We start from the raw sequence: 12,643 nt of genomic DNA, 5'->3' as shown, positions 1-12,643 counted from the left end.
GGAGTCGATCATCGCCGCGGTCATGTTGGCGTGGCTGACCTTGGAGCCCGTCCGCGGCCGCCATGCCGAGCCGCATTGGCTTCGAAGTGGTCGCCCGCATAGGCGCGCATGAACTCGAAGGCATTGCGGCGCTCAAGCAGCGTGATGCCTTCGGCAACGAGGCGCTCCAACTCGACACTCTTGACCTCCGAGCCGTCCTGCTCGCGCTGACCGTTGCGTTGGCTATCCTCATTACGCTGAAGCTCCCGCTGGATGCGCTCGCCGGCGCGGTGGAAGAGATTGACCGTCGACCACAGGAGGTCTTCGAGATCGGGCTCCAGGCGGGTATCGCCGAGCATTTCGAATAGAGCATCGAACATGGCGGTCAGCGCCGACTGGACGACCGGCTCCTCCGGCAGCGGACGCGGGTCCGGTTCATCCTGGAAGGGGCGATGGCCGTAGATCTGCATCTCGTAGATGAAACGGTCGGTTGGGGACGAGGCGGGGCGGGGCTTGTGCCAGGAATGGCGGGCCGCACGCGGCCCAAGCCAGGGGAAGAAACCTGAGCGACCCGCTGAAGGCCCGCCCGCCGCATGGTAAGGGTCGCCTCTCGGCAGGCCCGCGGGCGGGCGCCTACCCGTGCGGCGACCGGCAGAGACCTGCCATCCTGTAGGCCCTCACGCCCTCACCTTCCCCGTCCGGCTCGATCATGCGGGCAGAAAGGCCAGAGCGTTTCAGAACGAGCTGCGCCCTGAGATTAGCGATGAGCCGTTCCGGACTGAGCCGGCGCAGATCCTCGTTGAAGTCGCCGAACTCCGGGGCAAGCACTAGCGGCAGGATCCCCAGCGCCTGGGCGCGGTAGCTCAATCCCTCGATACGTGCCGGCCGGCCGCATCGGCGTCAGCTGCGATGTAGAGACGCCGGCAGCCATCGGGCAGTCGGAAGGCGGCAAGGTGATCGGCGGTTCAGTGCCGGCCGGCTCGAAGGGCTGGGTAGCACGCGATTAGAACTCACTTCATGCTGGCGCAGCCTCTACATTTTGACCGGCTGACTTCTAATCAACGCACCGTTGACTTCTAATTATCATGATCGTTAATTTTAATTTTTGGAGGCTGGAATGCACGTATCTTCTTTCCTGCCTTGGCGTTGAAATCGGCCCCAGCGGCCGTAACATTTACATACTAACTATTTTGCGCTAGTAAAGTCCGCGAAGCTCATGCTACGCCTTCCTTTTACGGCTCGATCAGCCTTTGGCCAGGCAAGGGAGGAACGACGTGCGACAGTTTTTGATCGGCAACCAGGCGTTCGACGACAGTTCTCCAGAGTTTCTGCCGCAGCTCGAACGCGCTTACGAACAGAAGCTCAGGCCACTTTGCCCGTGTCGGCAACCGCCGGTGCCGATGTATATCGCCCGGATGGATGGCCAATTCCTGATCAAACGGATGCCGCTTTCAGGACGAGATCACGATCCCGGCTGCCCATCCTATGAACCGCCATATGAGCTGTCGGGTCTTGGTCCATTGATCGGCAATGCCATCCAGATCGACGCAGCGACGGGCGCGGCTGTGCTGAAACTCGATTTCTCGCTGTCGAAACGAGGGAACCGATCGGCTTCGGCCTCATCTTCGGAGCCGTCGGAAACGGTGCGAAACGATCCGAAAAAGCTGTCGCTCAAGGCCATGCTCCATTATCTCTGGGAGACAGGGGAACTGACTGAATGGACGGCGCTGTGGGCTGGGAGACGCGGCTGGGGTCGCGTCCGCAGCAGCCTGCTGAACGCAGCGCGACAGATGATTGTCCGCGGCGGTCCGCTTAGCGACATCCTGTTCGTGCCGGAAGTGTTTCATCAGGAGGACAAGGAAGGGATCTCCGCCAGGCGCGCAGCGATGTTGGCCGGAGCCCAGTTAACCGGTCCCGGTCCGCGGAAACTGATGATGACCGTCGGAGAGGTAAAGGAATTTTCCTCAGCGCGCGATGGCCAGAAGATGCTGGTGCGCCACCTGCCTTTCCCCTTCATGCTCGATGAGGGTGCGTGGAAACGGTTGAATGCCCGATATGAAACCGAACTGGAACTGTGGCGATCCAACGAGGGGTTTCATCTCATCGTCATCGCCACGTTCGGCATTTCGGGAGCGGGGATAGCTTCGGTCGAGGAAGTGGCGCTGATGGTGGTCAACGAGAACTGGATCCCGTTCGAAACCATCCATGAACAGCGTCTCCTGGAGCGGCTCTCAAGCCTGAAGCGAAGAAGCGTGAAAGGACTCCGGTTCGATCTTTCGCGCGACCAGCCGATTGCCTCCGTGACCTTACCGGAGGCAAAGCCAGCGCCGATCGCCATGTTCATCGTTCCGACGAAGGCCGACGAAGACTATGACGTTGCACTGAATGAGATGATCGCCGCGAGAGCCGAGATGACGCCGTGGATCTGGCGTGTGGCCGACGGCGAAATGCCGCGGCTGCCATGATCCACACCAGCCTCCTTGGTCAGCGACGTAGGCGCCCTAAAAGGAAGCCATCGCCCGGGCGATCTCGAATGCGTGAAGCTATATCCCGGTCAAATCGGCCCAGAGAACTCTCTGCCATTTCTGCATAGCTGCACTGCACAAAAAATGTTTTACCAAGCGGTCAAAATATGAGCATATTGCCTCCAGTTGATGCAGTCGATGGTTTTCCTCCCAGTGCCATCGTATCAGCTGTTCCCCTCTGGAGGTTATTGACCTTCACACCTTAAAGGGCCCTGGTTTTCCAGCGGCCCTATTTTTCTGCATAGTTGGTGAGGCGGCCCCTTTGCATTGCACGATCACATCGGAAGCGGAGCGCTTGCCGTTGGCGGTAACCCACGCTTCAAGTTGGCGGGTCGAGCTCGTTCGCCGCGCGCTCCTATGGCACCCGGAAATCGGAGATGGAAAGCGGAGGATATTTCAGTTATTGCAGTTATGAGCGACTTGCCCTATATACATGGTCAGAGGTGTTCGCCATGACCAGCCATGTTCTTCAATTTACCAAATTGTCGGATCGCGACCGCAAGGCCGTCGCGCCTATGCCAAATCTGGCGGAGGGCGACCAACTGGAACTACGGATTCGCCGTGAAAGTGGACAACTTCAAACCCTTTCTCTCCCAGCCTCGGCTCTCGCGCCTGTCGAAGCACTCCTCGATCATCTGTTGCGCGGCAAGCGTGTTGCCGTGCTCACGGAAGATCAGGAATTGAGCCCGACCGACGCCTCCACCATCCTCGGCATCTCACGTCCTCTCGTGGTGCTGCGCATGGATCGCGGCGATCTGCCCTTCCGCTATGTCGGCAAGCACCGCCGAGCCAAGTTGAAGGATGTTCTCTCGCTCAAGGCCAAGCTCGATGCTCGCCAGAAAAGCCTCGACGCGCTGGCCGAGGACACAGAGGATCTGATCGTCAATCATGGCCTCTAAGCCGCCTGTCGCGGTCTATGATGCCTGCGTCCTCTACCCTTTCCATTTGCGTAATGTCTTGGTCCAGTGTGCTTTCGACGGTCTCGTCGACGCACGCTGGACCGACGACATCCACGCCGAGTGGATTCGCAATCTGGCCATCGGCTCACCCGAGATACCCTTCCCCCGTCTGGAAGCGACCCGTGATCGGATCAAAAAAGTCTTGCCCGATGCCGATGTCGGCAACCGCCGAATTCTCATCCCCGACCTCTCGCTACCGGATCCGGATGATCGTCATGTTTTAGCTGCAGCCATCGCCGGAAAGGCTTCTGTGATTGTCACGTGGAATCTCAAGGATTTCCCAGCCGCGGACCTTCGGCCTCATGGGGTGACCTGCGTATCGCCAGACAATTTCCTCGTGGGCCTCCATTCCACCTTTTCGAGCGCATTGATCGACAGCATCAGGCACGCCCGGTTGAATTTACGCAAGACGGTGCCGGCGGTTCACGAATTCATTGATGCACTGGACCATCAGGGGCTCCGCGCGTTTTCAGTGGTCCTGCGTGAGAAGGCAGCACAATTGGACTGACGGTCGAGACCGACAGAATTGTTAGAGGCCCGGAAGCAACCCGTTAAGCTCGATCCGACGAAGAGCGGCCGAGGTCAGTCGTGGCGTCTCGATAGTAGATCTCGCTCACCCGAAACCGGCCGTCGATACGCTTGCATTGGATGATGATGTCGACCGCGATCGTCAACATCTCGCGGATGTCGTGCCGTTCGAGGTCCCCACCACCCTCCGACTCCTTGACCAGCAAAGTCAGCTGCTCAAAGGCGAGGCGGGCGGAGTCGGCATGGACGGTGGTGATGGAGCCAGGATGGCCGGAGTTGACATTGCGGATGTAGTAGAATGCCGTGCCGTCTCGGAGCTCCTGAAGTAGGATGCGGTCGGGCCGCATGCGCAAGCAGGATTCCAGCAGATCCTTCGCATCGACTTTAGACAATCCCTGGCCGCCTTTGGAATAGAACAGTCGAACGTGGTTGGGCTGCGGGACCACCAGTTCCGGAGTGTCTTCGATCGAAATAATCCGCTCGCTTTGCGGAATGTGGCGGATCAGCGCTTTCGATAGAGTTGTTTTTCCCGACCCGGTTGCGCCGGAGATGATGATGTTCTTTCTTGCAAACACCGCCTCCCGGAGAAACGCTTTGTAGGCGCCAATGCGATAGTATTCCAACAGCCTTTGGTCCGATCGGCTCCCGTCGCCGTCGACCCGCAAAACATCGGCGAACAATCCCCCATGATCGAGATCCTCAAGGGTCAGCGACACGGAGGACGGCTTGCGGATGGTGATGCTGACGGTTCCCCTCGTCGTTGCCGGCGGGATGACGATCTGGATCCGCTCATCATCCGGCAACGTCGCCGACAGGATCGGTCGCGTCTGGTCGATCGCCTGATTGGAAAAGCTCGCGACCGAGCGGGCGAGACGCATCAACCTGTCGAAAGAGAGTTCGGGCATCTCATAGGTCTGCCATCCCTGTCTCCCCTCCGTGACAACCTGCCCTGGCCGGTTGACGATGACCTCATAGAGGGTCTTGTCACGCAGGAAGCGTGATAGCGGCGAAAGCAGTTCGCGCACGACGCCGGCGTCGGCAGCTTCAGTCATTGCCGAACCTATTTTGTCACGAGCTTCGAGGAGGGGCTGAAATCCCCAAGGACAGCACGGTCGTAGACGCGATTGCGGGGCTCGGTCACGCGAAGCCGATAAACGCTCGAGAAGTCGAGGTCGCGTGCGACGAAGATCGAAACCAGCTCGCCCTGATGTTTCATGAGCGTCGGCGGAATGTTGATCGATTGCTCGACGGCGATCGCCGCCGCCTGCTGACCGGCGCTGGTGGTGTTTTGCGCGTCGACATCGCTGTCCTGCAGCCGGCTGCTGGCATAAGAGCTGGCATCACCGACGATCGACAGGAGCATTGCGCTGCCGAACCGCTCCCACCAATGGGTGTCCACATAACCATCGATGCCGGCCCGGCCAAGCGCATCGGTTGCCGGCGAAGCCAAAGTGATGATCACGCCTTTCGGCGTCTTCGCCCGGTTCCAGAGAACGAACAGGCGCTTTTGGCCACGGCGAAGACCGCCGCGATATTCTCCGACGATCTGCGTGCCTTTTTCCATCAGCACCACGCGGCCATTATCTGAGAGAACGTCCCGGTTGATGACGCAGCTCGTGAACCCTGGCTGATCGGAGGAGAGCGCGGTCTCGAGAACGCAAGGAATGGATGTCCCCATTGCGACAATGAAATCGCGGTTGCCCAACGTGCCGGCACGCGATCCCTGCAATTGCGTCGGCGTCAGCAAGCGGAAGCGCTGGTCTTCGTTTTCACCCTGCGAGCCGAGGCCTGCTTGATTGTTGCCGAACGGCACATAATTCGAAGCCTGATCCGCCGCCGCATCCTGATCCTGCCGCCGCGTGGCCGGCGATTTCTCGCTGCCATAGGCGATGACCGGCGCACGGCGGGCAGCGTCGAGCAGCTTGTCATCGTCGGTCGGCGCCCGCTCGGCGGCGACAGGCGTCGGGAGTTGGACTGCTGGCGGCGGCACCACTGGTTGGACCGGCTCCTTCGCCGGTTCGAAATCCGATGTCTGCCGGATGACAACCCGCTCCGGCTGGGCACCGTCTGACGGTTTGTCCTGCCCTCGCATCGACCAGAGAGCGAAGGCGACAAAGACGACGATCGCCAAGGCGACAACGCCGCGTTTGAGGATCGGGTTATTGTCGAGCCGGCCACCGGCCGACGTCTCGGCGCGCTCGCCCGGAATCTGGGTCATCTCTTCCTCGGCCATGTCACCTCCTATTGCGCCGCGCCGGGCGGCACTTTGACGACGCGCTCGACCGATGGTGACGTCGTGTTAGTCTCGGGATTGGTGCCGACGCGATCGTAGGCTTCGTTGAAGACGCAAAGCACGTCGCCGCCACGGCGCAGTATGAACTTGCGGCTGATCGCGTGAACGAGGACGAGATTGCCGTCGACTGACTTCGGAACCAGGCTTTCGCTGCCGTCGGAATTTTCCGTATAGATCGCCGGCATTTCCTGGTTGCCGGCAAAGGCGAAGGTGGTGACCTTGCCGTTGTCATAGACCGCTTGCGGTTCGAGCGCCTGGGACCCTTGCGCCGAATAACGCCAGTTGCGCGGTCCATAAGCTTCGTGAAGGGCAAGCACGCGATCGGCCTCGCCGGCCTGTGCCGCCTGCGCGCGCGCAGCTGCTTCCTGGCGCCGCCGCTCCGCCTCATCAGCGGGATAGCGATATTTCACATAGAAATAGGTGTTCTGACCGGCTTCGACGCTGCCGTCGCGGACGGTGAGTTCCATCTGATAGCTGCGGGTCGAGCCGTCCCGTCGTGTCGTCACGACCGAGATATTCGTCACCGGCTGATTTTCCCTGGGCTTCAGGAACAGGATGTTGCCGGCCGGCGCCACTTCCCAAGCAACGCTGTTGCCAAGCGCCACATGAGCGATTTCCTCGTCGGCGGCGAATTCGATTTGCACCGAAGACCGCAGCGTGCCGACGACTTTGGTGATGTTATAGGGCTGGTAGTCGACGAAACGGATGCGGCTGTCCTGCGTGGCGCCGCGCGGCGTCTCGAGGGCGAGCGCTGCAGACGAAAACCCGGTGGCCAGGATGAGCGGAAGGAGAAAGTGCGGTCTCAATTGATGGTCTCCGGATCGGCGCGATATTCGCTGACGACGAAGCCGAGCGGATTGGTCAGCCGGTCGGTCGAGGACATCGGAGCGTTGGCATAGGAGAAGGTCAGGGTCGCAACCCAGTGCGTGGTGCGCACCTCGTCACCGCGGGTCACGGTCCTCATATAGCGGACGGATGCCACATTGGCGTTGATCAGCGAGATGGAAACAATGTTGATCCGCGACGTGGCGCTGCGGCCATAAATGTTTTGCGGGGAATCGGGATTGCTGCCGCGGTAGACTGCGGCAAATCGAGTCTGTTCCGGCTGCGTCGACAGCAAGGCGACGGTGCGGAAATTCTCCTCGCCCTCGCTCCAGACGTAGCCCTCGCGGGCGCGGACATATTTGGCCGCGAAATATTTGGTGACGGCCTCGTCGTAGGTGCCGGCGGTGGATGTCAGCGCCGAGACCACATCGACGATGCCGGTGGAATTATCGACCCGCACGACGAAGGGCTCGACGGTTTTCAAAGGAGTGAGGCCGGCAACGGCAAAGACGGAAACGGCAGCAAGCGTGCCGGCGCAAGCAGCGACGAACCAAGCGATGCGGGCGGAACGCTCGACCTGGATCATCCGGTCCTGATCGAACCGGCGGGCTTTGTCGAAGTAACTTTTGAGGTTATTCGTGGTCACCATGTCACTCGCCCTCGCATGGACGGTAGGAGCCCGCGACATCGAAATGCCCGAAAGCGGCCGGTGTGCCTGAAGATGGTTCCGACACATAGGAGGCAGCGTGGCTTGTCGGTTCAGCGGGAACGCCCCGCGTCGCCGGCTGCTCGCCTCCACTGTCCTGCCATTGCCACATGGCGCGGTTCAGCGGCCGGCGGGAATAACCATCACATTTCGGCAGCGGGTGGGACATCGAACCGCAGCCTACGAGACCAGCGGTCAGAAAAAGCGATAAAACGATTCGGAGCATCCAAAAAACCTGTTCAATTATCTGAAGCATTGGTGGCCGTCATTCGGTCCGGCCTGGAGTCAGGCGGCGGCCGACGGAACGCGCGCCGCGGCCGACCGCTCTGACTGTGTGGGATGTCGCCCAGGCGAGCGTGCTTTCATGCGCATCGCGGGCGGCGCCGTAGCCGTAGGTGAGCGACGCCCCGCCCGCCGCGAGAGCTGAAGCGATGCCGGGCAGTTGGTAGAAGACGTAGAGTGCGGCAACGCAAATGGCGCAGAGCGCGATCGGCCGCATAAGCACGTCACTATAGCTTTCGATCGCCGTAAACGTCGTGTCGATGCAGGTGATCAGCAGCGAGCCGATCGCCACCACCAGCACCTGCAGGATGACGAAGTTGGCGAGTTGGCCGATCCAGGATTCCGTGAATCGGCGGGTCGACTGGAACATGGCGAGCGCGATGAAGATCGGACCTATTGCCAGCACGATGGCAAGCGCCAGCCGGGCATAGAGCGAAACTATATAACCGATCGCCGCGACAAGAAAACTTGCGCCGATAACCAGCAGGCCGCCCACGCCGGTGACGATATCGATAGGCCACGAGCCCCGCGACCATATCTCTTTGGCGCACCTCTGGCCCTTATCCAGCAGGCTGTCGAATGTGGAGGCGCTCGGCGCCGCGCCGGAGTTCAGCGCCTGCGAGATTTCGCGCGGCAGCGCATCGAAAAAGATATTGGTGACGTAGGTTTGATACTCGCCGGCATTCCTCACCAGCATGACGATGATGGCGAGCTTCATCGCTCGGAAAGCGAATTCGAGGATCGGTTCCTGCACGGAGCCGCGCAGAACGAGATAACCGTAGAGCACGACATAAAGTGTAAGTGCGGCCGTCAGCGGGCCGCTGACCCAGCTGGCGATATTGGAGGTGCCCGACGAAATGAAGTTCTCGAGCGGTGCCTTGAACTGCCCGTCGACGAAGCTGAAGACCTGATACATCGTCAGCCTCCCAACGATTTGCCCATCCGCTCCAGCCGCAGCTTGCCGTCGGCCGCCTCGGCGTTGCGGCAATTGGGCGTATCACGGAGTTCTCCGGGATTGTTACGGCATTCGCCGATGATTTTCGCGAGCAGAGCATCGTCCGCCATGAACTCATCGACCGTGTAAATCTTCTCCGCCTGCGGGGAGCAGGCCGCCAGAAAAAGCATTGCCGCGCTAAAAAGAAGCCACTTCATTTGAGCGCCGCTCCCATCGTGTCCATGCGCTTGCGCCAGTCCTCGGCCTTCCGTTGGTCATCGACCTGCACCTGGGCCTGCTGGACCATCTGCAGGCCCTGCATGCGCAAGACGTCGGTTTGCAAGAAGGCGGTTTCGGCCTGGAGGCGGGCCTGCAGATCGGCGATGTCCTTGGCGTCGGCAGCACTTGAGATTTTCTGGCGAAGCTCATCGATGCCGTCGATGCGCTTGGTCGCCGCATCGTAGATCTGCTGGCCGAGGCTCATCTGGCCGGCGTTCTGGTTCTGGATGCGCGACAGTTCCTGCGCATAGAAATCATCGGCATCGGTGCGATAGCTGGAGTTGTCCTGCAGGAATTTCGAAGCGGAACTGCCGAAGACGCCGCTGCTGGAACCTTTGAACAGCCCCTCGATCGCGTTGAAGTCCTGTGGAAGCGCCTTGCGGATCGACGGATCGTTCAGCAGGTTGGCGACGTCGGCCATGTTGGTGATCTTGTTCAGCGAGCCGTAGAGCTGCTGGGCCTGCTGGAGCTGCTGGTTCAAGGCGTCGAGCTGGGACTTCAGCTGCGTAATGCTCTCGGTCTGCTTGGCGATCGATGTCTGATCGATGACGGGGATGCCCTGCGCCGATGCCAGCACCGCCGACGCCAAAAGAGCGGCCGATACGAACAATGGCCGCATCGTTCCTGTACGGATCATGCTGTCTTCCTCCTCTGATGAAACACGGCAAGCCAGTCCTCCCGTCCCTCGCCGATCTCCGATCGGATGGCATCGGCAAGCTCGACATTGGCTGTCCGGCCGGAGAGGATGGCGAGCTCGTCGTCGAAGCCGCTGAGGTTCAATTCGGCGACAACGCTGTTGTGCTCCTGCTTGACGATGAACCGGCGGCTTTCGACGGAGAGCTCTCGTGACACGAGCTCGAATTCGCGCTCAGTCAGCTTGAAGCCGTCGACATAGTCGGCGCGGTCGCCGCGCGGGTTCGGAAGAAAGATCTGGGTCGGGCACTGCTCGATGATAGTGTGGGCGATCGGCGATACGATGGCGTCGCGAGGGCTCTGAGTCGCAAACAGCATGAGACCGTTCTGCTTGCGGATCGTCTTGAGCTTGTTCTGGGCGAGATCACGAAAGCCTTCATCATGCAGCGCCTTCCAGAACTCGTCGATGACGATGATGATGCGACGCCCGTCGATCAGTTGCTCGATGCGATAGAACAGGTAAGCCATCAACGGCGTGCGGATTTCCTCGTTGTCGAGGAAATCGGTCATGTCGTAGCCGATGAACCTGGCGCCAATTCCGATATCGTCGGCTTCGTTGTCGAAGACCCAACCCAGCGGCCCGCCCCTCTCCCAGCGTCGCAGACGTGCGGCAATGCCCTCGGGATCGGTGTTGTTGAGGAAGGTGCGCAGGGCGCCGATGGAGCGACGCTCCACCGGCAGGTCCGCCACCCCGTCGACCGCCGAGGCGACGTCGCGCACCTCGGTGATCGATAGTTCGCCAGATCCGGACCGGACCAGCTTGGCGATCCAACCGGTGAGGAATATTTTGTTTTCCGCAGTGAATTCCAGTGCTTTCAACGGCGCGCAGCCGGTGGCGACACCATTCCTCAGCGGCAGATAAGTACCGCCGGCCGCGCGTACGAAGAGATCCGCGCCGCGGTCCTTGTCGAAAAAGACCATATGCGGATCGTGCTTTTCGAGCTGCGACAGCATGAAGTTCAACAGCACCGTCTTGCCCGCACCCGACGGGCCGCAGACGAAAGTGTTGCCGAGGTCGCCGTGGTGAAAGTTGAAATAAAAGGGTGAGCCGGATGCGGTCTTGAGCATGGCGACGGCCGGTCCCCACTCGTTGCCGTCCTTCTGACCTGTCGGATAGGAGTGATAGGGAGCAAGGGCTGCGAAGTTGCGCGACGTAATCGCTCCCGAGCGCGCCCGATAGCGAAAATTGCCCGGCAATTGCGCCCACCAGGCAGCCTCAAGCCCGAGGTCCTCGCGGGCGACGACGGCGCCGCCGCTGGTGAGATAGGCGCGCGCCTTCGCCATGTGATCGGTCAGTTCCTTGACCGAGGGCGCGAAGACGGCGAGCGCAAGGTGATGCTCTCCGAGAACGAAGCGATTGGATTCAAGGTCGTCCATCGCCTCGCCGAGTTCCTCGATCTGCGAAGCCGCCTTGTCGCCGGCGCTGACCATCTGGTTCTGCTTGCGGCCCATGATCGTTCGGGCATCGGCCTTTGAGGTGAAGGCAAAGGACTGCGTCAGGATAAGCTCGAAAGGTGCGGTTAGGATAGCGTCGAGCATGCCGCTGCGCGTCGTCGCCGGATATTCCTTGAAGCCGAACATGCCGGCATAGCGGCTGTCGGCCTCGTGACGGATCTCGACGGTCTCGCGCCCAAAAATCACCCGGTCGGAATAGATCGCTGAGGAAATTCGTCCCTCCGTCAATGGGATCGGCTCCCGCCGTCCACCGACGATCTGGTGGAGAACCTCGCTCGGCTCGGAGAACAGGATGCCGTCATGTTCGTGGAGGGTAAGCTGCCGCGGCTCGAACCGCTGCAGGCCGGCGACGACATCCGCCACCCGGTCGCGCAGATGCTTCAAGGCGTGCTCGTCAAGCTCGATACCGGAGCGGCGCGCCTTGCCGAGCCGGGAGAGAAGCCTGGCGGCCTTTTCGGCGGGATCCCGGCCGGGATGCCAGACGAGGGTGAGATAGAGATCGTTGCGAAACAGATCTTCGCCAACCATCCGCTCGCGGTATTTCGCATTCAGACCGTCGGAGAAGGGATTGACGAAGCGTCCGTCGGGATAGGCATTGTCGCGGCGGCGCACGACATGCGTCCAGAGCGCCAGCCGCTCGTCGGCGATATTGCGATAGAGCGTGTTCAGGCTGCGATGCAGGCCATTGAGGTCCCTGATGTCCGATGTTTCGAAGGAAACGCCGTCAAGAGCGATCATCGCCATCAACGCTCGGGTTTCGAGCGCAATGGTCGTCTCGTCGACATGCCTGATATAGGGAATGAAGGTCTCCGGCCCGAGCTCGCGCGACCGGAGCGTCGCAATGTTAGACAAAGCTGAGATCCCTTTCGTCATAACGCCGGGTGAGCGTCAGAGGCGAGAGTGTGGCGCCGCCCCAATAGGCGGCATTGCGCGAGCGGCCACGGGTTTCGATCCACGCAATCAGGATCCGAAACATATTGTGGTCGTGCTTGACGAGCGCGCGAAACAGGACATGGAAAACAATCCCGACCACCGCGTAGGCGATTGATCCCGCTGTGATGTAGAGGACGGTCGTCAGCATGATATTGACGCCCATCGCCTCCATCGTCACGCCGGCGATCATCGCCGGGCGGGTGCAGGCCAGAAATAGCGTGTCGTCTTCGAGGCTCGGAAGGTTCGCCATCG

At 60.7% G+C, this 12,643-nt stretch carries 13 protein-coding genes and 2 pseudogenes; 3 read left to right on the top strand and 12 right to left on the bottom strand.

What is annotated here, in order from left to right:
* Both ATY29_RS24225 and ATY29_RS37820 read right to left on the bottom strand, forming a co-directional pair.
* A pseudogene (locus ATY29_RS24225) lies at nucleotides 1–596 on the bottom strand (hypothetical protein); the annotation flags it as partial.
* A gap of 90 nt (nucleotides 597–686) precedes the next feature.
* Nucleotides 687–944 (bottom strand): annotated as a pseudogene (locus ATY29_RS37820) (toprim domain-containing protein); the annotation flags it as partial.
* A gap of 309 nt (nucleotides 945–1,253) precedes the next feature.
* On the opposite strand from ATY29_RS37820, the gene ATY29_RS24220 reads away from it, so the two are divergent.
* From ATY29_RS24220 to ATY29_RS24210, 3 genes are all read left to right on the top strand, one after another.
* Nucleotides 1,254–2,444, top strand: a complete 1,191-nt coding sequence (locus ATY29_RS24220) for a DUF1173 domain-containing protein (RefSeq protein WP_037146978.1) — start codon at nucleotides 1,254–1,256, stop codon at nucleotides 2,442–2,444.
* Between the two features lie 437 nt (nucleotides 2,445–2,881).
* Nucleotides 2,882–3,403: a MerR family transcriptional regulator gene (locus ATY29_RS24215; RefSeq protein WP_008536011.1), complete on the top strand. Its 522-nt coding sequence runs from the start codon at nucleotides 2,882–2,884 to the stop codon at nucleotides 3,401–3,403.
* The gene (locus ATY29_RS24210) at nucleotides 3,393–3,971 is read left to right on the top strand and encodes a PIN domain-containing protein (RefSeq protein WP_008536010.1); all 579 of its coding nucleotides are present in this window, start codon (nucleotides 3,393–3,395) and stop codon (nucleotides 3,969–3,971) included. Before ATY29_RS24215 ends, ATY29_RS24210 begins: the two co-directional genes overlap by 11 nt.
* A gap of 43 nt (nucleotides 3,972–4,014) precedes the next feature.
* On the opposite strand, the gene virB11 is transcribed toward ATY29_RS24210, so the two are convergent.
* From virB11 to ATY29_RS24160, 10 genes are read right to left on the bottom strand one after another with little or no spacing between them, the layout of a single operon-like run.
* Nucleotides 4,015–5,043, bottom strand: coding sequence for a P-type DNA transfer ATPase VirB11 (virB11, locus tag ATY29_RS24205; protein ID WP_037146974.1), 1,029 nt, complete (start codon nucleotides 5,041–5,043; stop codon nucleotides 4,015–4,017).
* Between the two features lie 8 nt (nucleotides 5,044–5,051).
* Nucleotides 5,052–6,224, bottom strand: a complete 1,173-nt coding sequence (gene virB10 / locus ATY29_RS24200) for a type IV secretion system protein VirB10 (protein WP_037146971.1) — start codon at nucleotides 6,222–6,224, stop codon at nucleotides 5,052–5,054.
* 8 nt (nucleotides 6,225–6,232) lie between these two features.
* Nucleotides 6,233–7,090: a P-type conjugative transfer protein VirB9 gene (virB9, locus tag ATY29_RS24195; RefSeq protein WP_037146970.1), complete on the bottom strand. Its 858-nt coding sequence runs from the start codon at nucleotides 7,088–7,090 to the stop codon at nucleotides 6,233–6,235.
* Nucleotides 7,087–7,758 carry a VirB8 family type IV secretion system protein gene (locus tag ATY29_RS24190; RefSeq protein ID WP_008535994.1) on the bottom strand — a complete coding sequence of 224 codons (672 nt, stop codon included), beginning with the start codon at nucleotides 7,756–7,758 and terminating at the stop codon, nucleotides 7,087–7,089. The genes virB9 and ATY29_RS24190 overlap by 4 nt, the downstream gene beginning before the upstream one ends.
* 1 nt (nucleotide 7,759) lies before the next feature.
* Nucleotides 7,760–8,041, bottom strand: coding sequence for a hypothetical protein (locus tag ATY29_RS37815; protein ID WP_080712063.1), 282 nt, complete (start codon nucleotides 8,039–8,041; stop codon nucleotides 7,760–7,762).
* Between the two features lie 39 nt (nucleotides 8,042–8,080).
* Nucleotides 8,081–9,013 carry a TrbL/VirB6 family protein gene (locus ATY29_RS24180; protein ID WP_037146965.1) on the bottom strand — a complete coding sequence of 311 codons (933 nt, stop codon included), beginning with the start codon at nucleotides 9,011–9,013 and terminating at the stop codon, nucleotides 8,081–8,083.
* Between the two features lie 2 nt (nucleotides 9,014–9,015).
* Nucleotides 9,016–9,249: an EexN family lipoprotein gene (locus ATY29_RS24175; protein WP_008537008.1), complete on the bottom strand. Its 234-nt coding sequence runs from the start codon at nucleotides 9,247–9,249 to the stop codon at nucleotides 9,016–9,018.
* Nucleotides 9,246–9,947, bottom strand: a complete 702-nt coding sequence (gene virB5, locus ATY29_RS24170; RefSeq protein WP_085861368.1) for a P-type DNA transfer protein VirB5 — start codon at nucleotides 9,945–9,947, stop codon at nucleotides 9,246–9,248. The genes ATY29_RS24175 and virB5 overlap by 4 nt, the downstream gene beginning before the upstream one ends.
* Nucleotides 9,944–12,310, bottom strand: coding sequence for a VirB4 family type IV secretion/conjugal transfer ATPase (locus tag ATY29_RS24165; RefSeq protein ID WP_085861367.1), 2,367 nt, complete (start codon nucleotides 12,308–12,310; stop codon nucleotides 9,944–9,946). The genes virB5 and ATY29_RS24165 overlap by 4 nt, the downstream gene beginning before the upstream one ends.
* Nucleotides 12,303–12,641, bottom strand: a complete 339-nt coding sequence (locus ATY29_RS24160) for a VirB3 family type IV secretion system protein (RefSeq protein ID WP_037145466.1) — start codon at nucleotides 12,639–12,641, stop codon at nucleotides 12,303–12,305. The genes ATY29_RS24165 and ATY29_RS24160 overlap by 8 nt, the downstream gene beginning before the upstream one ends.
* Between the last annotated feature and the right edge of the window lie 2 nt (nucleotides 12,642–12,643).

The organism is Rhizobium hidalgonense, from assembly GCF_002914525.1.
Classification (GTDB): Bacteria; Pseudomonadota; Alphaproteobacteria; order Rhizobiales; family Rhizobiaceae; genus Rhizobium; species Rhizobium hidalgonense.
This window is presented reverse-complemented; position numbering and strand designations above follow the sequence as displayed.